Annotated in this window: 22 protein-coding genes; 6 read left to right on the top strand and 16 right to left on the bottom strand. The window is 62.2% G+C overall.

Annotation, left to right across the window (positions count from 1 at the left end; translation table 11 throughout):
- Window positions 1-24: 24 nt before the first annotated feature.
- From R6258_RS01975 to fliD, 13 genes are all read right to left on the bottom strand, one after another.
- Window positions 25-2,196, bottom strand: coding sequence for a methyl-accepting chemotaxis protein (locus tag R6258_RS01975; RefSeq protein ID WP_318446712.1), 2,172 nt, complete (start codon window positions 2,194-2,196; stop codon window positions 25-27).
- A 66-nt stretch (window positions 2,197-2,262) separates the two neighbouring features.
- Window positions 2,263-3,963 carry a methyl-accepting chemotaxis protein gene (locus R6258_RS01980; RefSeq protein WP_318446715.1) on the bottom strand — a complete coding sequence of 567 codons (1,701 nt, stop codon included), beginning with the start codon at window positions 3,961-3,963 and terminating at the stop codon, window positions 2,263-2,265.
- A 371-nt stretch (window positions 3,964-4,334) separates the two neighbouring features.
- Window positions 4,335-4,847, bottom strand: a complete 513-nt coding sequence (gene cheW / locus R6258_RS01985) for a chemotaxis protein CheW (RefSeq protein ID WP_318446716.1) — start codon at window positions 4,845-4,847, stop codon at window positions 4,335-4,337.
- Entirely contained in the window at window positions 4,844-6,949 is a 2,106-nt protein-coding gene (gene cheA / locus R6258_RS01990) for a chemotaxis protein CheA (protein ID WP_318446718.1), read from the bottom strand. Before cheA ends, cheW begins: the two co-directional genes overlap by 4 nt.
- A gap of 3 nt (window positions 6,950-6,952) precedes the next feature.
- The gene (gene motB / locus R6258_RS01995) at window positions 6,953-7,912 is read right to left on the bottom strand and encodes a flagellar motor protein MotB (RefSeq protein ID WP_318446719.1); all 960 of its coding nucleotides are present in this window, start codon (window positions 7,910-7,912) and stop codon (window positions 6,953-6,955) included.
- Window positions 7,909-8,781 carry a flagellar motor stator protein MotA gene (gene motA / locus R6258_RS02000; protein WP_318446721.1) on the bottom strand — a complete coding sequence of 291 codons (873 nt, stop codon included), beginning with the start codon at window positions 8,779-8,781 and terminating at the stop codon, window positions 7,909-7,911. The genes motB and motA overlap by 4 nt, the downstream gene beginning before the upstream one ends.
- Before the next feature lie 92 nt (window positions 8,782-8,873).
- Complete coding sequence (flhC, locus tag R6258_RS02005; RefSeq protein WP_318446724.1) at window positions 8,874-9,488, bottom strand: flagellar transcriptional regulator FlhC; 615 nt, start codon at window positions 9,486-9,488, stop codon at window positions 8,874-8,876.
- Window positions 9,489-9,491: 3 nt separating this feature from the next.
- Entirely contained in the window at window positions 9,492-9,833 is a 342-nt protein-coding gene (flhD, locus tag R6258_RS02010) for a flagellar transcriptional regulator FlhD (protein ID WP_318446907.1), read from the bottom strand.
- Between the two features lie 308 nt (window positions 9,834-10,141).
- Window positions 10,142-10,438: an EscU/YscU/HrcU family type III secretion system export apparatus switch protein gene (locus tag R6258_RS02015; protein WP_318446727.1), complete on the bottom strand. Its 297-nt coding sequence runs from the start codon at window positions 10,436-10,438 to the stop codon at window positions 10,142-10,144.
- Window positions 10,435-11,613: a flagellar hook-length control protein FliK gene (locus tag R6258_RS02020; protein WP_318446729.1), complete on the bottom strand. Its 1,179-nt coding sequence runs from the start codon at window positions 11,611-11,613 to the stop codon at window positions 10,435-10,437. Before R6258_RS02020 ends, R6258_RS02015 begins: the two co-directional genes overlap by 4 nt.
- Window positions 11,610-11,975: a flagellar protein FliT gene (gene fliT / locus R6258_RS02025; RefSeq protein ID WP_318446730.1), complete on the bottom strand. Its 366-nt coding sequence runs from the start codon at window positions 11,973-11,975 to the stop codon at window positions 11,610-11,612. Before fliT ends, R6258_RS02020 begins: the two co-directional genes overlap by 4 nt.
- A gap of 6 nt (window positions 11,976-11,981) precedes the next feature.
- Complete coding sequence (gene fliS / locus R6258_RS02030) at window positions 11,982-12,377, bottom strand: flagellar export chaperone FliS (protein WP_318446731.1); 396 nt, start codon at window positions 12,375-12,377, stop codon at window positions 11,982-11,984.
- 22 nt (window positions 12,378-12,399) lie between these two features.
- Window positions 12,400-13,761: a flagellar filament capping protein FliD gene (gene fliD, locus R6258_RS02035; protein WP_318446733.1), complete on the bottom strand. Its 1,362-nt coding sequence runs from the start codon at window positions 13,759-13,761 to the stop codon at window positions 12,400-12,402.
- Between the two features lie 293 nt (window positions 13,762-14,054).
- On the opposite strand from fliD, the gene R6258_RS02040 reads away from it, so the two are divergent.
- The 4 genes from R6258_RS02040 to R6258_RS02055 all read left to right on the top strand — a co-directional run bounded on the left by R6258_RS02040 (window position 14,055) and on the right by R6258_RS02055 (window position 17,222).
- Window positions 14,055-14,561: a hypothetical protein gene (locus R6258_RS02040; protein WP_318446737.1), complete on the top strand. Its 507-nt coding sequence runs from the start codon at window positions 14,055-14,057 to the stop codon at window positions 14,559-14,561.
- 115 nt (window positions 14,562-14,676) lie between these two features.
- Window positions 14,677-15,291: a CBS domain-containing protein gene (locus R6258_RS02045; protein ID WP_318446738.1), complete on the top strand. Its 615-nt coding sequence runs from the start codon at window positions 14,677-14,679 to the stop codon at window positions 15,289-15,291.
- A gap of 140 nt (window positions 15,292-15,431) precedes the next feature.
- The gene (locus R6258_RS02050; RefSeq protein WP_318446740.1) at window positions 15,432-15,998 is read left to right on the top strand and encodes a hypothetical protein; all 567 of its coding nucleotides are present in this window, start codon (window positions 15,432-15,434) and stop codon (window positions 15,996-15,998) included.
- 9 nt (window positions 15,999-16,007) lie between these two features.
- Window positions 16,008-17,222: an MFS transporter gene (locus R6258_RS02055; RefSeq protein ID WP_318446742.1), complete on the top strand. Its 1,215-nt coding sequence runs from the start codon at window positions 16,008-16,010 to the stop codon at window positions 17,220-17,222.
- On the opposite strand, the gene R6258_RS02060 is transcribed toward R6258_RS02055, so the two are convergent.
- From R6258_RS02060 to R6258_RS02070, 3 genes are read right to left on the bottom strand one after another with little or no spacing between them, the layout of a single operon-like run.
- Complete coding sequence (locus R6258_RS02060) at window positions 17,206-18,153, bottom strand: biotin-dependent carboxyltransferase family protein (protein WP_412176347.1); 948 nt, start codon at window positions 18,151-18,153, stop codon at window positions 17,206-17,208. The two genes, R6258_RS02055 and R6258_RS02060, sit on opposite strands and share 17 nt — an antisense overlap.
- Window positions 18,154-18,161: 8 nt before the next feature.
- Entirely contained in the window at window positions 18,162-18,887 is a 726-nt protein-coding gene (pxpB, locus tag R6258_RS02065; protein WP_318446746.1) for a 5-oxoprolinase subunit PxpB, read from the bottom strand.
- 58 nt (window positions 18,888-18,945) lie between these two features.
- Entirely contained in the window at window positions 18,946-19,698 is a 753-nt protein-coding gene (locus R6258_RS02070) for a 5-oxoprolinase subunit PxpA (protein ID WP_318446748.1), read from the bottom strand.
- A gap of 226 nt (window positions 19,699-19,924) precedes the next feature.
- Between R6258_RS02070 and R6258_RS02075 the strand changes: the two genes are divergently transcribed.
- Both R6258_RS02075 and R6258_RS02080 read left to right on the top strand, forming a co-directional pair.
- Entirely contained in the window at window positions 19,925-20,950 is a 1,026-nt protein-coding gene (locus R6258_RS02075) for a TRAP transporter substrate-binding protein (RefSeq protein ID WP_318446751.1), read from the top strand.
- A gap of 96 nt (window positions 20,951-21,046) precedes the next feature.
- On the top strand, window positions 21,047-21,598 hold the full coding sequence (locus R6258_RS02080; protein WP_318446753.1) for a TRAP transporter small permease: 552 nt from the start codon (window positions 21,047-21,049) through the stop codon (window positions 21,596-21,598).
- Window positions 21,599-21,613 lie beyond the last annotated feature (15 nt).

A 21,613-nucleotide genomic window follows, 5' to 3' on the forward strand; every position in this document is an offset into this window, starting at 1 on the left:
AGCCGATTATTGTTATCGCCTTGCCTAGAAGGCCGCCCATTCCTGCTGATCATTGACGGTGGGTGACGTATGCTGCTTGGAAGCAGCCGGCGCGGACAGCGTCGACTGGCCGACCTGACGGCGCGCCTGTGCCGCCTTGAAACGGGTCGCCCGATCGACGCTCTCCTTGCCACTACCCGCCAGGCGCAATACCGCCACCGCATCGGCTAGCTTGCTCACTTGCTCATCGAGGCTTTGCGCCGCGCGTGCCGAACTCTGCACACGCTCGGCGTTCTGCTGGGTTACCTCGTCCATCTGGGCGATCGCTTGGTTGATCTGGTCGATGCCGCCGGTCTGCTCGTCGGAGGCCGAGGCGATCTCGCCCATGATGTCGTTGACCTTGAGCACCGCGCCGACCACGCTCTCGATCGAACTCTCGGCGCGCTTGACCAGCGCCGCGCCGCTGTCGATCTCCTGGGCGGAGCCGTCGATCAGCGCGCGAATCTCGCGGGCGGCGTCGGCGCTGCGTCCGGCGAGATTGCGCACTTCGCTGGCGACCACCGCGAAGCCGCGGCCCTGCTCGCCGGCACGCGCCGCCTCGACCGAGGCATTGAGCGCCAGGATGTTGGTCTGGAAGGCGATCGAGTCGATCACCTCGATGATCTCGGAGACCTTGCGCGAGCTGTCGGTGATCCGGCCCATGGTGTCGACCACGTCGCCCATCACCTCGCCGCTCTCGCGCACCGAACTCGCGGCGTTGCTCGACAGGCCGCTGGCCTCGCGGGCGTTGGAGGCGTTCTGCTTCACCGTGGCGGTCATCTGTTCCATGCTCGAGGCGGTTTCCTGCAGCGACGCGGCCTGCTGCTCGGTGCGCGACGACAGGTCCTCGTTGCCGTCGGCGATGTCCCGCGAGGCCGGGCGCACGATGCCCACGCTGCGATCGACGTCCTTAACGATGCTCGCCAGACTCCTGCGCATGATGTCCAGCGCACCCATCAGACGACCCATCTCGCCGCTACGCTTTTCCGGCAGAGTGGCGCCGAGGTTGCCGGCGGAAATCTGCTGGGTGAACTGCATCGACTCCTTGAGCGGACGACGGATCGCCCGCACGCTCAGCGCGCCCATGATCACCAGCAGCAACATGCCTGCTGCGAGCAACGCTCCCTGGAAGAGCAGCATGCCGCGCCTTTCGGCCTGGGCCTGCTGGGCAATCTCGAGGGCGGCGGCCTGCTTCGACTGAATCAGCGCGTTCACCTTCGTCGACAGCTCGCCGCCCTGAGCCTGCAGGCTTTCGAGGTTGTCGCGCAGCGCCACGAAGGCATCGAATGCCTCCGCGCCGCTGAACGCCGTCACCATCTCCATCAGCCCCTGCTGCAGGTAGCTGTCGAGCAGATCGCCGAAGGCGGTGGCCTGCTCGGTGGCATTGACGTCACGCGCCGTGAACTCGGCCCAGAGAGTCTCGACACGAGTGGTGATCTGTTCGAGCTTGTTGGCGTATTCCTGGCGCGCCTCCATCAGGGCCATGCGGTCGGTATTGGAGAGCAGCTGATACCCATGGGTCGTGAGCTGATCGATCTGCTGCAGCCGCGCGACATCCTCGAGCCCATCCCGCTGCAGCAATTGCGTACGTTCGCCCGCCTTGTCGACGCCATACAGGCCCAGCCCACCACTCGCCGCCAGCAGCAGCAATGCCAGTACGACGATGCTGGCCATGCGCCCCTGCAACGAGCGCAACTGGATGCGCTTCAGCCGTCCCCACAGACCACGCCTTACAAACTGGCCGCGTACCAGCTTGACGCCCCCACTCTTGCCGGCACGCAACTGAGCATAGATCCGTTCGGCGTAGGCGCAGGCCTCGGGCTCGGCCTTGACGCGCACCGAGGCATACCCCTGCAGCTCGCCGTGCTCGTAGATCGGAGTGACACTGGCATTGACCCAGTAATAGTCACCGTCCTTGCGTCGATTCTTGACCAGCCCTTCCCAGGACTCGCCGGCCTCGAGCGTCTGCCAGAGATTGGCAAACGCCGCTTCGGGCATGTCCGGGTGGCGCACCAGGTTGTGCGGTGCACCGATCAGTTCATCGCGGGTAAAGCCGCTGACCTCGACGAAGGCCGGGTTGGCATAGGTAATGCGACCCTTGAGATCGGTTCGCGAGATCAGATAGTGCTCGTCGTCGAGCACGTATTCGCGTTGGCTGACGGGCTGATTGTTGCGCATGCGTACTTCCCTTTTAGGTTTGTTATTGCGGCATACGAGGCCGCTTATCGTTATTGCTCCAGGCTCTCAGAACGACTCCCAGTCGAGTTCCTCGCCCTTGACTGCGGGCACTGACGCGCCCTGACGACGCGCCGGCAAGGCGGCCTGGCTCGCGGCTGCCGTGATTGGCGTGCGGCCGGGCTGGGGAGCGGATTCGAGGCTGGCCTGATCCTGGGCGAGCTGGAACTGGGCCACGGATTCGCGTAGCCGTTCGGCCTCCTGGGCGAGGGTCGTGGCGGCGAGCGCCGATTCCTGCACCAGCGAGGCATTCTGCTGGGTGACCTGATCCATCTGGCTGATCGCCTGATTGGTCTGGCCGATGCCATTGCTCTGTTCCTGCGAGGCCGCAGCAATCTCTTCCATGATGTCGTTGACGCGCTGCACGGCGGTCACGATATCGCTCATGGTGTTGCCGGCCTGATCGACCAGTTGGGAGCCGGTATCGACCCGCGACACCGAATCCTCGATCAGCCCGCGAATCTCCTTGGCGGCGCTGGCGCTACGGCTGGCCAGGTTGCGCACTTCATCGGCGACCACCGCGAAGCCACGCCCCTGCTCGCCGGCACGCGCCGCCTCGACCGAGGCGTTGAGCGCCAGGATGTTGGTCTGGAAGGCGATCGAATCGATCACATCGATGATGTCGACGACCTTGTGCGAGCTGCTGCTGATATCGCGCATGGTGTCGACCACCTGGCCGACCACGCTGCCACCGCGCTCGGCGGTCCGTGAGGCGCTCTCGGCAAGCTGGCTTGCCTGACGTGCATTGTCGGCATTCTGATCGACGGTCGAGGTCAACTGCTCCATGCTCGACGCGGTCTCGGCCAGCGACGCGGCCTGCTGTTCGGTACGTGCCGACAGGTCATTGTTGCCGTTGGCGATGCTCTGCGAGTCGCGGTAGATCGACTGGCTGCTACGCCGCACGTTGCCGACGGTGCGCGACAGGCCGTCCTGCATGCGCGCCAGGGCCGAGAACAGCTTGCCGATCTCGTTGTCGCCGCAGCGTTCGATCGGTGCGGACAAGTCGCCCTCGGCCATGCGCTCGAAATGATCGACGATACGCTCCAGCGGGCGAATCACGTTCTTGGTGATGCCCCACAACACGCCCAGGATCATCACGAGCGCAGCGCCCAGCGCCACGCCAATGGCAATTTTCAGGGCCATCGCCATGCTGTGGAACTCACCATAGAGCGAGCGGCCTTCGGCTTCTGCGGTCCCGAAAAAGGCCACGGCGCTGTCATAGAAAACATTACTGAGTTCCTGCAGGGGACCGGCGAACTCACTGTAGGCGGCGAGATCCATGTCGGTCAGGGCCGCCACTTGCGGTGCCAGCGCCTTGTCGACCAGGGCGTGGAAATCGGTCTCAATCTTTTCGACCAGCGCCCGATGCTCGGGCTGGACCGGGATGGCCTTGAAGGTGGCGAAGGTGTCGCGCACCTCGTCGAGCCTGGTCGGCAGCGACTCGAGCTGAGAAGCCTGCGATCCCCAGGTCGAACCGGTCATCCGCGCGTACTCGTTCTGTATCGTCAGGCGCAGGTTGAGTAGTTGACTGTTGACCTGGTTGAGCGTCGCCTGCTGCTCGACATTGACACGATTGAGCGTGCCCAGGGCCTGCTGACTGTACTGCACGGCGTACCAGCCCAGTGCACTGACGCCGACCAGCAGTGTGCTGAATACCACCAGTACAAGCAGCCAGCTGACCTTGACGGTCATGTTATCGAGTAGCTTCATGGTTCCTCTGTTTCCGTCGTTTTAATCAAGCGATCGACTTGAATGGCAACGTTGAGACTTGGCCGGCACTCGGCCGGCGCCAGCGTCTTCTTGTATGGGTGAGCAGGCTGATCGACACCGCGCCCACCGACAGACCTTCGTATAGAAAGCTATCGGCAGGCGCGGCAGATCCTTGATAGTACGGGCGGGTTATTGCGTATCGGCGGGGGGGCTGAGCGTTGGCACTAGCTATGATAGCGCGCACCATTCAAGGAAAAGCCCCCGTCGCTTATAGCGAACGGGGGCTGAAGCCAGCAAGCATAGGCACTTCATAGTCCCGATGAGCCAGGCTTTCGCCGACGATCACTGGCCCCGAGGCAACCGAAGGCTGCTTACTTGGTCTTGACGGTATCGACCAGTGCCATTTCTTCGCTGGTGAGCAGCTTGTCGATATCGACCAGCACCAGCATGCGATCTTCGAGGCTGCCGAGCCCGCTCAGGTAATCCGAGGAGAGCGTCACGCCGAACTCGGGGGCCGGCTTGATCTGTTCGGGAGTCAGGGTCATGACGTCGGAAACGCCGTCGACCACGATGCCGACGATGCGCTCGCCGACATTGACCACGATGACCACGGTCTGGCCGCCGTACTCGACGTTATCGAGGTGGAACTTGATGCGCAGGTCGACGATCGGCACGATCACACCACGCAGGTTGGTTACACCCTTGATGAAATCGGGGGCGTTGGCGATACGCGTGACGTTCTCGTAACCGCGGATTTCCTGAACCTTGAGAATGTCCACGGCGTATTCTTCGCTGCCCAGCGAGAAAACCAGGAATTCGCGGCTATGGGCGTCAGCGTTCTGCGCCTTGTCGGTCGGCGAGACTGTTTGGGTAACGGTGGTCATGACGGAATCACCTCTTGGATAGGCGTGTTGGTGACGGCAGAGCGCGGTGTGCTCTTGCGCCGGCTGAGACGGTGGAGATCGGCGATGTCCAGGATCAACGCGACGCTGCCATCGCCGAGAATGGTCGCCGCGGAAATCCCCGGCACCTTGCGGTAATTGGTTTCCAGATTCTTGACCACGACCTGCTGTTGGCCAACCAGGTCGTCGACGACCAGAGCATAACGGCGCCCCTCGCCCTGCACGATCACCACGATGCTTTCGGTGATGTCGGTACGCGCCTCGGCCACGTCGAGCACGTGATGCAAGGCGATCACCGGCAGGTACTCATCGCGCACCTTGAGCAGCAGATCGTCGCCGGCCATCGAGTAGAGTTCATCGCGTGATGGCTGCAGCGATTCGAGCACCGCACCCAGCGGCAGGATGAAGACTTCGCCGCCGACCTTGATCGACATGCCGTCGAGGATCGCCAGGGTCAGCGGCAGCACGATACGCGTCGTGGTGCCATGGCCTTCGCGCGACATGATCTCGACATGCCCACCCATCGCCTGGATGTTTCGCTTGACCACGTCCATGCCCACGCCACGTCCGGAAACGTCGCTGACCTGTTCGGCGGTCGAGAATCCCGGCGCGAAGATCAACTGCCAGACGTCGTCGTCGCTCATGCTGTCGGAGACGGCGATGCCGTTCTTTTCCGCCTTGGCAAGGATCTTCTTACGCGACAGCCCGGCGCCATCATCGATGACTTCGATCAGGATATTGCCACCCTGATGCTGTGCCGAGAGCGTCAACTTACCGCCGCGCGGCTTGCCCGCTGCCTCACGGGCATCCGGCATTTCGATGCCGTGATCGAGGCTGTTGCGCACCAGGTGCGTGAGCGGGTCGATGATGCGCTCGATCAGGCTCTTGTCGAGTTCGGTGGATTTGCCTTCGGTGATCAGCTCGATGTCCTTGCCGAGCTTGGCGGCAAGGTCGCGCACCAGCCGCGGGAAACGACTGAACACATAATCCATGGGCATCATGCGAATCGACATGACCGCTTCCTGCAGGTCACGGGCGTTGCGCTGCAGTAGATTGAGCCCATTGTGCAGAGAGCTATGCGTCACGCCATCGATTTCACTGGCGGTCTGATCGAGCATCGCCTGGGTGATGATCAGCTCACCGACCAGGTTGATGATCTGGTCGACCTTGTCGACCGGAACACGGATGGAGCTCGATTCGCTGGCCTTGTTCTTGGCCGCGGGCACCTTGCTTTCGGCCGGTTTGGCGGGCTTGGCGGCCGGAGTTTCTGCCGTCGGTTTTTCCTCGGGCTGCTTGGCGACGGCCTGTACGGCCGGCTCGGGCTGCGCTGAAGCCTGCGTGCCCACCGCCTCGCTGGAAGCCGACTTGGCGACACGTTCGATGGCCAGCTGTTCGGGCTCGACGATGAAACACATCACCGCCTCGATGTCCTCGGCGCTGATGCTGGCGGTCAGCTCGACCTCGTAGCGCTTGTCGTCGCCCTGTTGTGAGAGGATCTCCCCCAGCTGACCGAGCTCCTCGACCAACAGCTGTCGATCCTTTTCGCCGACCTCGATCAACGAGACACGCAGCACATCGCCCTCGCCGGCGTCCACAGGCGTCTCTTCGGCGCTGGCGGTTTCAGCGGCCGGCTCGGGTTTTGGTGCGGGCTTCGGCGCCGCTGCGGCTTGCCCGGTGGGCTCGCCCATCGACTTGCCCAGCTCGTCGAGTGCCAGTTGCTTCAGCGTATTGCAGATACGCTCGAAGGCCACCGGGTCGGGCTCGGCGCCGTTGCGATAGGCGTCCATCTGTTCATGCAACATATCCTTCGCTTCCAGAAAGGTATCGACGATGTCCCGACGCAGGGTCAGTTCGCCCCGCCGGGTATGGTCAAGCAGGTTCTCGAGGATATGGGTGGTTTCCTGCAGCACGACGAAGCCGAAGGTTCCCGCCCCACCCTTGATGGAATGCGCGGCGCGGAAGATCGCGTTGAGCAGTTCCGGGTCCGGGTCATCGACATCCAAATCCAGGAGGTGGCGCTCCATATCGCTCAGGAGCTCCTCGGCCTCTTCGAAAAAGGTGTCATAGAAATCAGTGATATCCATGCTCTAATCCACTCGGGTCAAGGGGGCATTGGACGCTTGTTCAGCGACAGGCAACGCCGGGTTCAAGGCGGGCTCGACATTCAGCGCTTCGGGCAGAATGGATTCCCCGGTACTGGGTAGCGACGCAGCGGGAGCGCCGCTCTGGAATTCGATGGCATTGGCGGTCTTGCGATCGAGCACCACGATGCTGATGCGCCGATTGATCGGATCCGTGGTGTCTACCGCGTTCAATGGCACCCGCGATCCCATGCCGGCCACCCGCAATAGCTTGCCGGCGTCCAGGCCGCCCGCTACCAGTTCGCGCCGAGAAGCATTGGCGCGATCGGCGGACAACTCCCAGTTGCTGTAGCCTTGCTCGCCGCCGTAATACGGCAAGCTGTCGGTGTGCCCGCTAAGACTGATGCGGTTGGGCAGCTCGTTGAGCACCGGGGCGATCGCCTGCAGGATATCGTGCATGTAGTCCTCCACCTGATCGCTGCCCAGCTTGAACATCGGCCGCTTCTCGGTATCGACTATCTGGATGCGCAGCCCCTCGGGAGTCAGCTCCATGCGCAGCTGCGAGCGCAGGTCGCGCAACTGCGGCTTACTCTGGATCACCGATTCGATACGCCGCTCCAACCCCAGCAGACGGCGTTGCTCGTCGCTTGGGCGAGTCTGAACCCGCTCGTCGATGCGCTGGCGTTCGCCGTCGCTGTGCGTCGGGTCGGGGCCGCCGCCGGGAATGGCGCTGGTACTGGCCGTCGACTTGTCGCCCCCCGCCATTGCCACCGGCAGGGGCGTGCGAAAATACTCGGCGATGCTCTTGAGTTCATCCGCACTCGCCGTGGAAAGAATCCATAGCACCAGGAACAGTGCCATCAGGGCGGTCATGAAGTCGGCATAGGCGATCTTCCAGTTGCCCCCATGATGGCGCTGCCGCGCTGCTTTCTTGCGCTTGACGATAATCGGGCGATGATCGCTCATGGGCCACCCACGGAGCTCTTGGTCGAGCGAACATGATCTTCCAGTTCAGTGAAGGTCGGCCGCTCGGCGGTGAACAGCGCCTTGCGTCCGAACTCGACCGCCAACTGCGGTGCATAGCCGTTGAGACTCGCCATCAGCGTGACGCGGATACACTGCAACATCTTCACCGCCTCGGTGACCTGATGCAGGATCCGCCCGGCCACCGGGTTGACGAAGCCATAGGCCAGCAGGATGCCCAGGAAGGTGCCGACCAGCGCGTGGGCGATCAGGATACCCATCTCGGCAGCGCCCTGATCGGCGGAGCCCAGCGCATGCACCACGCCCATGACCGCGGCGACGATACCGAACGCCGGCAGGCCGTCCCCCACCGCATGCAGGGCATGCGAAGGAATCTCCGCCTCGTGCTGGAAGGTTTCGATCTCGTGCTCCATGAGCGCATCGATCTCGAACGGGTCCATGTTGCCGCTGACCATCAAGCGCAGGTAATCGGTCAGAAAAGCCATAAGCATGGGATCGCTGAGCAGTTTGGGGTATTCACCGAACAAGGCACTGTTCTGGGGATCGTCGATATCGCGCTCGATGGCCAGCATACCGTCGCGACGCGCCTTGGAGAGCAGCTTGTACTGCAAGGCCAGCAACTCCATGTACATGGCCTTGTTGTACTTATTGGTGCGCTTGAGCTTCGAGAAAGTTCGCAGGGTCGCCTTGATCGCCTTGCCGTTGTTGGCAGCCACGAAGGCCCCCGCGGCGGCGCCGGCGATCATGAGGATTTCGGCCGGCTGGTACAGTGCACCCAGGTGTCCGCCCAGCAGCAAGTAGCCACCGAATACGGAGCCAACAACAATAAGATAACCAAGGGGGATTAACACATTAACTTCCTTCGCCTGAAAAGAACCGGGGCCTCTAACCTATTATCGGCAGAGGCCCCGGTAGCTTGAACGGATGGCGAGAAAATCCGCTGTCAGGCGCTTCGTCTATCGGCTGCGTCTTCGAGCTCGACCAGCGCCGTTATGGTCAGCCTGTCTGACTGCCTGGCCATGGCGTGGCTAGCCGCTTCACGGCGCTTGCGCGTCTTGCCGGCGCGCGACGGCGGCTGACAGATACCACAGACAAACGATTGTGCAGGCGTATGCGCATGCACGACGAAATTCGCCTCGCAACTGGTGCACTCGCACAATTCGAGCAGATCGCTTTCGAAGAAGCGCACCAATGTCCAGGCACGGGTCAGGCCGAGTACCGGTTCGGCGTTTTCCAGGGAGAGCTGTTCGAGGTAGAGGCGGAAAGCGCGCACGAAAGCGCCCATGCGCTCGCAGTCGTGATCTTCAATCAAGCGCTGGTATATATTAAAGAATAGCGATGAATGAATATTCGGCAACCAGGTAATAAACCAGTCGGTGGAAAACGGCAGCATGCCCTTGGGCGGCGACATGCCGCGAACTTCTTTATACAATTTGATCAGTCGGGCACGACTCAGGTCGGTCTCGGTTTCCAGTACTTGCAGGCGAGCGCCGAGTTCGATCAACTCGATGGCCATCTGCACCTGATGCATCTCTGTAACCAGGCTCTTGTCAGCCATGACTCACCTCCGGCTCATGCGAACGGGGGGGACACCCTGCTGCCGCGATGACGACGCCATCAGCAGAGCAGCATGGATCTGACCCAATCCTTGGTCGCGCGGATCCTCGATGAGACGGGTGAGCTGTTCGGGCTCGTCGAAGCACAGCCGACACAGCAGCTGGTTGGAGCGTGCAAGCTGACTAAGCTGCTTGACCGACAGCGAGGCCAGCAGATCGGCCATCGGCTCGTCGAGCTTGAGCCGGAACATGGCGGTGGCCCGGTCCTCGTTGAGCAGTCGCTGGACAAGCAGCAAGTAAGAGAGGTTGGTGTCCTGAATGTCGCTCAGGAGGCTGTCGATCGGCATCGTCATAATACATTCCCTGCGTTGCGTAGTGCCGATGGGGCTAGGCCACCGACTTTTTATCGAATCGGTTCGGACATGCCGTCCGATTCGTCATTTATCGTAAACATATTGTGAGGCGTTTTTATGACGAACTTCAACATCTGTGAGTAGAAACTTAAGCCTGTAAGCAGCGTAAGTAATTACTTAAGTAACCGAATGTTAACTACTTGCTCTAGCAAGCGATTTGGCGGGTAAATGCGATTTATTTGGGATAAGGAAGATACAAAAAGCGTCTCGACGTAGCGCTTCGTTGAAATCGTGTAACGCTTTCAACGAAGCCGTCGCGGTTCTGCGACATCCTGATCGAGTTCATAGACCCAGACCAGCAACTCGGCGATGACTTGATAGAGCATCGGCGGGATGCGCTCATCGAGGTCGATCTGCATAAGCAGACCGACCAGCTCTGGCGCATCATGCACGAAGATACCCTGGCGGCTGGCTTCGGCAACGATGCGCTCCGCCAGCTCGCCATAGCCCTTGGCGATGACATGCGGCGCCTGGTCCCCGTCCCGGTAAGCCAGCGCCACGGCCTGACGGCGACCATCGGCATCTCGCCTGTGGCTCATGACAAGGGCCCCTCGGCACTTACGGCACCGGTGGAGTCGCTCGCTCCAGGCAGGACACTGACCCGCACACTCTCGAAGCCACACTGGTACAGGCGCTCTTCGAAAGTCGCTTGAGAACGCTTCAAGGCAGCCATGGAAGCCGCCTGATCGGTATGAATGGCCAACGTCAAAGAACGGTTGTACAGCTGCAATTGAACGTCGAGCTCACCCAGGTTGGCGAGCCGCAGGCTGATTCGGCTATGCCAGGGCAGCTCATCCTCACCGCCCTGCTCGCCTTGGGCATCGCGTTCCTGCAGACCAGCCGGCAGCTGTAGCGTCAGCGCCATGAACAGCCCCGCCCAGACATCGCCTTCCCAGCGCAAGGTTGGCGTTACCAACAGCTCGAGCTGGTGGCGTACCACGCGCTGAAGCGCGTCATCGGCGGATTCATGGGGGCGCATATTGTCCGCCACGTCACGGGCCAAACCGGCGTCGGCCGTCATACGCATTGCTTCGTCCGCCGCACCGCTTGCCCCTCTACCTCCAACCGCGCTTGTCGCTGGCGGCGCCAGGGGCGCGGGCGCTTGCCCCTCGCCCCGCGGGGCCGTCATTGGCATCAGGCGCGCTTGCGCCAAGGCTGACATGTCGCCCCGTGACGTGCGCTCGCTCCCTCCCGGTAGGACACCTCTCTGCAGCTGTACCCGCATCTGCGGCTCGCGCATCAGAATGGCGCGTGGAAGCTCGCCACGAAACCAGCGGGCAAGATGCGATTCATAGAACAAGCCACTACCTTCGATGCTGTTTTGCAGGCCTGCCGCCACCAACGGCACGTTGGCGACATCCGGCTTGGCCAGTAGCGGCGTTGCCGGTGAAATGACCGAAGGCGGCGCAGGGAATTTGACCAGGATATCGGCGATGGTGCGCGCTGCAGGACTGAAGTGCGTCGCAGTGGATGAGGGAGCTGCGGGCAACTGCCGCGGCGTCGAGGACTCCCCTTCCTTAAAGCCGGGCTGCAATAGGGTAGAGCCGGCGCGACCGGATTCCAGCCGCGAGTCGCTCTTCAACGCCTGTAGGGCGCTGCCGGGTGTCATCGGCTTTACCGGCTCGAGAACATTCAGATTGCTGGGCACGTCACTACGCTTACCCAGCACCTGATGGAGCAGAGTATCAATAAGCGGCGTGACGACGCCGCTCACTTACGCCCTTGGCCGATCGGCACCGCCGTGGCACTGCCTGCACGATAGGCACGGTTGGCATTGAACTGGCGGCGATTGCTGCCAATCAATTCGCTGAGTTCCTCACGGCGCGCTTCGAGCCGGCGGCGTGTCTCCACGTCCTGCTCGAGGATCCGCTCGAGCAGCTCCGACTTGCGCGACATTCCCATAGCGTCGAGCGAGCCATCGGCCTCGTAGTGCTTGAGGGTCTCCACGGCCACGACATAGGCCGACTCCTCCTCAACCAGACGCGCCCAGTCGCCTTCGCGTGCCAACCCAAGCATCTGCGTCGAACGCAACAACAATTGCTCGTATTCCGCGATTACGTCTCTTGCCGCCGTCATGCGTCCCTAGCTCCTTACTGCAGGCGCTATTTCGCGCCAGGCAGTGCCGATATCGTCGAGCAGCCGTGCGGCTTCATCGATTCGCTGTAAATCGTTATGCAAGTTGGCCTGCAATAGCAAGCGCACCACATAGTCGTAGAGCGACGCCAGTCGACCGGCAATCTCGCCGCCCTTGTCATGATCCAGCGACGCCGCCAGACCATTGTTGACAATGTCAATCGCCTTGGAAAGCGCCTTGCCCTTCTCGGCCATATTACCTTGTTGCAAATGCAATCTTGCCGCTCGCAGCGACGCCTGGGCCCCGTCGAACAGCAATACGATCAACTGGTGCGGGCTAGCCGACATGACGCCAGTTTCTACACCCACTCGGGCATAGGCACTTGCTCCGCGCATAGTACTCATCGTTTTCTTGTCCCTGTCCACTTTATTGCGACAACTGCGCATTCATGGCTTCGAACTGCTGGCCCAAATAACTCATGGTGGAGTTCATCTGCGACACCATGGCATCCATCTGAGCAAACTGCTTGCGGTAGCGCTCGACAGTATTATTGATGCTCTCTTCGGTACGCGTATAGCGCTCGCCCAACGCATCGATGCGATCCTCGAAACCTGTGATCGCGCGCCCCACAAGCCCCTGATCTTCCAGCATTGCCGACAAGGATTCGTCCAGCTTGCTAGCCAGGCCGCCTTCCTCTGCAACACCGGCAAAGAACTGCTTGACTCCATTGGGGTTATCGCTCACCACCTGTCCAAGCTTATCGCTATCGACTTCGAGCTTACCGTCGCTCGTCAGGTTGATCCCGATATCAGCGAGCCTATTGAAATCGTTTCCACCTCCAACATCCATGACGGTCTGGCGAAGCCGGCTTTCGATGGTCCTGACTCGGTTGTCGCCTATCAAATGACCGGAAGCCGAGCCTTCGCCGTTATAGGCGGTGGCTGAGTCGATCGTCGTTTGCAAAGCGTTATAGGCGTCGACAAAGGCTTGTATGTCACCCTGGATCGTTTCTTCATCGCGGGAGACCGTGACCGTCGAACTGGCACCGACACTTTCCTGAGTCAGATCCAATGTAACGCCCTGGATGGCTTCTTCGATCTGATTCGAAGCGCTGGTAATGGTTATATTATTGACCGTTAGCGAGGCATCCTGAGCGGCCACCTGTTCGGTGGTCGTCAGCGCCGTAGTCAAACCAGCGTCTCCAGTGACATTACTGAGACCAACCGTCATGTTCGATGACTGTCCGGTTTTCTGCGACGTCAATACCAGGCGATAACCGTTTGTAGAGCCATCATTGATGATGGAGGCGGATACACCCTTGTTTTCGGTGTTTATGGCGTCTCGGATATCCTCGAGCGAGCTATCGCTCAAGTCGATACTCATCGACTCACCCGAATCCAGGGAAATATCAAGCGTACCCGAACCTAGCGACTCGCTCTTGCTTGCAACTCCCCCACCGGCCACGGAATGGGCTTGCGCCAACTTGTCGACCGCCACCTGATAAGTACCGGGCACAGCGGTAGCATCCGTCGTCGCTGTCAGTCCCTCACTACCGCTGACCTTACTAGTGACGGCTTGAAATGTTTCCGCCTTGGTCAGCTTGGCCGCGGCCTGCTGGAAGCTATCCAACGCCGATTCGATCTTTCCGAAGGCGGAAATCTTGGCCTTGTAACTGGACTGCTGGGCGACGATCGGCGATAGCTTCTGCCGCTCTGCGGACTCGAGCTGATCAAGCAGGCCGTTGAGATCCAAACCCGAACCGATACCCAGTGAAGAAATGCTCGCCATGGTAGTCCCCTGAAGTCTGCGCCATTTAACCAGCCGCTCGCGTCTTGCGACGCATCGAAAAGGCAGGTTTTCGGCAATCTATTCGAAGTATCGGCGAACCACGCCGGGACTTTAGGGTCTGTTCGCTATGTAGCAGTCGGATCCTTCCGGCTGGCCATGGCTTACGAGCTGGTTCATCATGATCACCTGCTTGCTCTGCCTGCCACCGGCCAGGAACAACCGGCAAGAAACGGCAACCGCGCTGCCCCGTGAAGCCGATTTCGCCCCAAGTCAACCATAGCCAAGGACACCCGATGGACGACGCGACCTCTACTATCGCCGACTACCGCCGCTGGCAGCGTTTTCAGCGTCAGGATCAACTGGAGCGCGAACATGCGGCGGCCTTGCGCAAGCTAGCCGACTCGGGCGCGATGGCGTCCCGGGTAACGCAGGGTTATCGCAGCATGGCCGACAAGGGCGCCCAGGAAGGCGCCTGCTATCGCACGCTGTTTCGTCGCCAACGAGAAGACGGCACGGCACTGGCATGCGAAGGCTGGCTGTTCGTGCGCCGGGTGCTCGCCGAAGGTGGGACGACCCGCGTTCGCGCCACGCTCCTGGAAGGCTTTACTCTCGAGGCCGGCTTCGTCGATCCCGCGCAACACTCGCCGAACAAGATCACCCTGGAAATATTCGACGAGATCCTGGTCCAGCGCGACATGACGCTAGGTTGTCGCATCGATCGGCATGACGACCAGCACGACACGCACTTCGTGACCTTCCTGGACAGCGTGCGTGGCGATCTGGCCAAGTATATGAAGTAGCTCTAGGAAGCAACCTTGAGCCAATCGGCACCGCGGGCCAGAACTTGAGCTTTTTCATCGCCCCGGGTGCCTTTCCAAGGCTCACATGAACGTCGCTCAAATAAGGAGCCAGACCATGACTATCGCATCATCACACCTTGCCGGCCCGATATTGAACCTGGAACCCCTCGATAAGAAAGTCAGCATACGCCGTCCCACGGCAGTCACCAGTCTCGATGTCGATAGCCCGGCCCGCGCCCTGCTGACCGACTTCTCGCAGACCGGCGCCTTCACGATCAGTGCTTCGAGTTCGATATCCCATGCGCTGGACCTGATGAAACAGGGCGGCGTGCGTCTGCTGTTCGTGATCGATACCAGTAACAATCTGACCGGCGTGGTCACCGCTCGTGAGTTGATCGGTGGTCGGCGGGTGACCATGGCGATGCAACAACATCAGGTCGATCGCCCCGACGTGACGGTCGAAATGGTTCAAACTCCACGCCAGGAACTTCACGGACTGCCGCTTGCCCAATTGGAGCGTATCACCGTCGGCGAACTGGTCGAGGCCCTCAAGGCCTTTGGCGATCAGCACTTGCTGGTTACCGAAAACGACGGTCAGGGCGGCCAATGCGTGCGCGGCTTGATCTCGGCAGCCGATGTCGGCCGTGCACTGGGCATTACCCTCGACCGCCCGCCCGAAGCGCGCAACTTTTCCACCATCTGCAAGGTGATCCTGGGACACGAGCTGTAATGTCCGTGCATTTCAAGACCAGGCAGTGGCAAAGCCACCAAAGCCGAGTAGAATGACGTTTCGCTAATAAGACGCGTAAGCGCGCGAGAATCCCTGACAAACGCCGGACCGAGAGAGCTACTCGGTCCGTACCGTTATTCATGCACGATGCGACTTGGCATGTGCAACCGATATGGGAACTGCCCGTGGGTTTTGGCAATTGGCTGAAACGCCGACACAAGACATGGCAAAAGATCTGGGTTATCAAGCAAGTCGATGCAACACTATTGCACCTGTGTGGTGAAGCCGCCGTCGAAGCCAAAGGCAGCGCTCCACAGCTGTTGAAGCGGCTGCGTGACGGTAACTTTCAGGGCGCCGTACGCATGAAGGAAAACGGTGCATTGCTCAACGCCGGACAATTCGCCGCGCTGATACCCCAGGACGACTTCCAGCTCTACAGTGATCGCGACGCCAACTGGCGCGGCCGCCACTGGCAGATCGCCTGGACGCCACAGCGCTGCTGGCTTCACGAAGGCCGTTTGGTCGCCCAACCCAGCCAGGTCGACGGTCATCCCTGCCTGGTCAGCAGCGAAGATGTCAGCGAGATACGTGCCAAGACGGGAGCGCCACAGCCACTACAAGCCCCCTTTTTTTCGCTCGAATCGCGCGAGACTGCACATCAGGACGATGCGACGGTGCCCAACCGCCACGACGACCGCTCACGCTAAGGAACGGCCATGCCTCAAAGAATCGCCTGGCGAGGGCTGATGCCCTTTCTCGGGTTGATGATCCTGGTCGCGCTCAATCTGCGCCCGGCATTGTCATCGATGGCGCCGATGCTGGTGCGAATCCAGCAGGATCTGGGCCTGTCGGGATTGTCGATCGGCGTGCTCACCACCCTGCCGGTGCTTTGCCTGGGCCTGTTCGCACCGTTGGCGCCCTGGCTGACGCGTCTGCTGGGCGCCGAGCGTACCCTCAGCCTCGCGCTACTGCTGCTTGGCGGGGCGCTGGTCCTGCGTGCCAACGCTCACCCAGTACCATTGTATCTGGGCACGCTGGCGGTCGGCGCGGCGATCGGCATCGCCGGTACGCTATTGCCGGCCTTGGTCAAGCGCGAACTCGCCCAAGGGGCCGATCTGGTGACCGGCGTCTATACCATGGCGTTGTGTCTGGGCGGCGCGCTGGGCGCCGGTTTCAGCGTGCCATTGGCCGAGCTGCTCGGCAGCTGGCAGTTGGCGCTGGGCAGTTGGGCCGCGCTGGCCTTCGCGGCGCTGCTGGCCTGGCGGCTACGCATGCCGCATCCCCAGCCGACGCATTCAGCACTGCCCCGCCGAGGCCCTTCACTGCGCGTCACCCGGCAAGCGCTCGCCTGGCAGGTCACCGGCTACATGGGCAGTCAGTCGGCATTGGCCTATATCGTCTTCGGCTGGCTACCCACCCTGTTGCAGCGTCGCGGCATGGACGAAGCCGCTGCCGGCTGGCTGCTCGCCGCTTCGGTAATCGCCCAGTTGGTCACCGCACTCGGCGCCCCCTGGCTGGCGCGCCTGGGCCGCGATCAACGTCCGACGATCCTGGCATTGCTGGCGCTTACCGCGGCGGGTGTGGTGATTCTTCTGCAGGCGCCGCTGGCATGGCGCTGGTGGGGGGCAATGTTGCTCGGGCTCGGCCAGGGGGGCAGTTTCAGCATGGCGTTGACACTGATCGTGCTGCGCAGCGCCAATTCCCAGCTGGCCGGGCAGCTCTCCAGCATGGCCCAGGGCATCGGCTACAGCATCGCCGCCACCGGCCCGCTGCTGGTCGGCATTCTGATCGAGTTCAGCGACAGCATGAGCCTGCTGACGTTCGTGTTGATGGGCTTCATCGGCGCGGCGGCGCTCTGCGCTCTGCTCGCCGGGCGCCAGCGCCAGTTGGCCATCGACGACCAGGGGCGGCTGATCACCCGGTGTGGCTGAACGGCGAGCCGTTCTCGAAGCCGGCCATAAAGCGGCGGTGCTCCCGCTGCGCCCGCCCCAAGGATTGCGCGACGAAACGGATCGACTGCCCCGGCGCGCACTGCGCCAGCCGCGCGCAGGCCAGCGGCGTCAATGCCCCCAGGCGAGGGTAACCGCCGATGGTCTGCCGGTCATTGAGCAACACGATCGGCTGGCCATCGGGCGGCACCTGCACCGCGCCCAGCGCGATCCCTTCCGAAATCATGCTGTCGAGCGCGCAGTCCAGTGGCGTGCCGATAAGTCTTACACCCATGCGGTCGGCGCGTTCATCGACCAACCAGTCCTGGTTGAAGGCGCGATACAGACTCACACCGCTGAACTCATTGATCTGCGCACCGGGGATCAACGCCAGCTGCGGCGTGCGCGTGTAATCGGGACGTTGCTCGAGGGGCAGCTCTTTCAAGGCGCGCGAATCGGCGAAGAAGCCTAGACGGTCGCCTACCTCGAGCGTACGCCCGTAGCCGTCGAACCCGCCAAGTTCCTCACGCACCACGCTCGCCACGCTGCCCAGTACCGGCTCGGCCTGGAAACCGCCCGGCGCGGCCAGATAGGCGCGCAACCCCGCCTTCGGCGCGGCAAATGCCAGGCGTTGACCGGCGCGTACCGAAAAACTCTGCCACGGCGCCAGCGGTTCGTCATCGAGCGTCGCCGACAGATCGGCGCCGGCCAGCGCCAGCGTGGTGTCGCTCTCGGCGACCAGGGTCAGCCCGCCGCCCAGGGCGATCTCCAGCGCCGGTGTGCCCCAGGGATTGCCCAGCAGGGCGTTGGCCCAGGCCCAGCCGTGCAAATCGAGCGGCCCACCCTGGGTCACACCCAGCCGACGCACGCCGAACCGCCCGGCATCCTGCAACAGCGCCAGCGGGCCGGCGCGCTCGACGCGCAGTGCCGTCATCTCGCTCATCAGGGCTTTGCATCCCGTACTTCGAGCGGCGAAGTATCGCCGCCCAGGCGTTCGAATTCGTCGCGATCGACGGCGACGAAGCGCACCCGATCGCCGACCCGCAACAGGCTGAAGCCCTCGCGCTCACGGTCGAACAAGCGCGCCGCGGTACGCCCGATCAGGTTCCAGCCACCCGGCGAGATGCGTGGATAGGCCGAGGTCTGCCGATTGGCGACCCCCACGCTACCGGCCGGCACGCGTTGACGCGGCGTTTCCAGCCGCGGCAATACCAGTTCATCGGCGAGCCGGCCCATGAACGCGAAACCGGGCGCGAAGCCCAGGGCAAAGACCCGGTATTCCGGCCCGCTATGCGCGGCGATGATCCCCTCGCGACTCAATCCACTCGCCGCTTGCAGGCGGGCAAGCTCGGGACCGACCGACTCGTCGTACCATACCGGCAGTTCCTTGATCTCACCGCTTGCGTTGTCGTCGTCGGGCACCAGCTCGGCGAGAATACGTCCCAAGTCATCGCGCGCCTCACCGGAATCCAGGCGCATTACATCGTAATGCACCAGCACGCTGGTGTAGGACGGCACCAGATCGATCAGCGCCGTACCGAACGCCCTTTCGCAGGCGTCCATCAACGCCGTAATCCAGGGCATGTTGGTTTCGTCGATGGTATCGAACAGGCGCACCAACCAGGCATCCAGGCCGGCCGACTCCAGTCGTGGCAAGCGCTCTGTCATAGCCCGTACTCGGTCATAGCTCGTACTCGGCATAGCTTCGCCCATAGCTGCCCGCCCCTCATAGCGGCTCGCGCTCGCCGAGCGCATCGCGAATCGCCCGCACGGCGGCGATCGACTCGGGATTGTCGCCGTGCACGCACAGCGTCTGCGCCTCGAGCACCAGCTCGCTGCCGTCGCTGGCAGTCAGCGGCTGACCCCGCGCGATGCGCAGCGCCTGGTCGACGATCGTTCCGGGGTCGTGATGCACCGCGCCCGATTCGCGGCGCGACACCAGCCGCCCCTGGTCATCGTAGGCACGATCGGCGAACGCCTCGAACCACAGCGTAACGCCCAGCGGCTCGGCCAGTGCCTTGGCGGGCTCGGGGTCGCGAGTCGCCATCACCATCACCGGCAAGCCTGGATCAAAGGCCGCCACGCCGCGCAGCACCGCTTCCAGCCGAGCCTCGTCGCGCATCATGTCGTTATAGAGCGCGCCGTGGGGTTTGACGTAGTGCAACCGCGTACCCTCGGCCCGGCAGATAGCCGCCAGCGCTCCCAGTTGGTAGAGCATCAGGTTCTCGATCTCCGCAGGCGAGCAAGCCAGCGAACGACGACCGAAGCCCTGCAGGTCCGGATAAGCCGGATGCGCGCCCACCGCAACGTGATTGGCCACCGCCAACCTGACCGTGCGGCGCATCACATCGGGGTCCGAGGCATGGAAGCCGCAGGCGACGTTGGCCAGATCGACATAGGGCATGACCTGATCGTCGGCGCCCATCGTCCAGGCACCGTAGCTTTCGCCCATATCGGCATTGAGTCGCAGCGCTGGCATGGCAAACCTCCCCTAGCGAATGGCATCTTCATATTATCGATAACCGATTGGCAAAATACGAATGTCGGCTGACATTGCGTTGACTGGCCGCAGAATTCGCTAGCACGCCGTACGGCACGACAAGCGACTATGCTCATTCAGACTCATCGCAGGAACCGGTTCAACAATCGATCGAATTCACGTGGCAGACTCCGTAGTGCACAACAATCGACAATAGGACGCCCACATGACAGTCAGACTCTCCCTGCAGACTTTCCTTGCCCCCGCCCCGCTTGCCCTCGCGGGTCTGATTGCCGCCGCGACGACCACGCTGGGCCTGGCCGGCAACGCCCAGGCAGCCACCGAATGGGACATGCCCACGCCCTACGGCGATCGGACCTTTCATACCGTCAACATTCGCGAGTTCGCCGATGATGTCCGCGAGCGAACCGATGGCGAACTCGACATCACCGTGCACCCCAACGGCTCGCTGATCGAACATCCGGAAATCAAGAACTCGGTGCGTCGAGGCATCGTGCCCATCGGCGAGCTGATCATGTCGCGGCTGGCCAACGAGAACCCGATCTTCGAAGTCGATTCGGTGCCCTATCTGGCGTCGAGCTATGAAGATGCCCAAACGCTCTGGGAGGCTTCGCGCGAGATCATCGCCGACGAGCTGGCCAAGCAGCAACTGCGCCTGCTGTTTGCGGTACCGTGGCCACCTCAGGGCATCTATACCCAGGAAAAGGTCGAGACCGCCGACGATCTCAAGAACCTCAAGATGCGTGCCTACAACAAATCCAGCGAGCGTCTCGCTCAGTTGGTCGGCGCCGTGCCCACCCAGATCGAGGTGCCGGACATTCCCACCGCCTTCAGTACCGGGCGCGTCGATGCCATGGTCACCTCGCCGGCGACCGGCGCCGACACCAAGGCCTGGGATTACCTCAGCCATTTCAATCACGCCCAACTGTGGCTACCCAAGAACATGGTGATCGTCAGCGACAAGGCCTTCTCGCGGCTCGACGAGGCCACCCAGCAGGCGGTACTCGACGCCGCCAAAGCCGCCGAGACCCGCGGCTGGCAGATGAGTCGCGAAGAAACCGACAAAGCCCTTCAGGTGCTGCGCGACAACGGCATCACCGTCAGCGAGCCCAGCGAGGAATTGGCCGCCACGCTGCAGGACGTCGGCGAGACCATGGCGCAGGAATGGAAGGACCGCGCCGGTGAGCAGGGCGCGCAGATCCTCGAGCGCTACCGGCAAATGCAGCAATAGCGGGATAGTCACCCCGTCGCGGCTACTGCTAGACGCGCCGGGGTGGCCGACGCCTCGCTCGCGCCTACGTTTACGCTTTGTCTGAAGAGTGACTTCATGCGCTTTCGACTGACCCGGCTCTATACCCTGGGCGGCTACGCCGCGGCGCTCTGCTTGGGCGTGATCGGCACGATGATCGCCTTTCAGGTGATCGGCCGCCTGCTCGACAAGCTGCTCGCGGCGCTCGGCATTGGTGGGCTCAGCCTGTCGATTCCCGGACTCTCGGAGGTTTCCGGCTTTCTGCTGGTCGGCGCCAGCTTCCTGGGGCTTGCCTACACCTACGTTCACGGCGGGCATATCCGTGTCACCCTGGTGACCGGGCAACTGCCACCCCGTGTACGCGTCTTCGTAGAGCTCTGGTGCCTGACCGTCGCCCTCGCGCTGTGCCTCTATTGGGGCTGGTACGTCATCGTGCTGGTGCAGGACAGCATCGCCTTCGGCGAGGTTTCCTACGGCATGGTGCCGGTGCCGCTGTGGATCCCACAGAGCGCCATGCTGGTAGGCATCGCGCTGCTCACGCTGGCGTTGCTCGAGGCCTGGCTAAGCACCGCACACACCGCGGTCACCCGCCCATCGGCGTTTCGCATCGATGACCGCGGCCATGAATGATAGGGACACCCGCCC

Source organism: Halomonas sp. HP20-15, assembly GCF_033446685.1.
GTDB lineage: Bacteria > Pseudomonadota > Gammaproteobacteria > Pseudomonadales > Halomonadaceae > Modicisalibacter.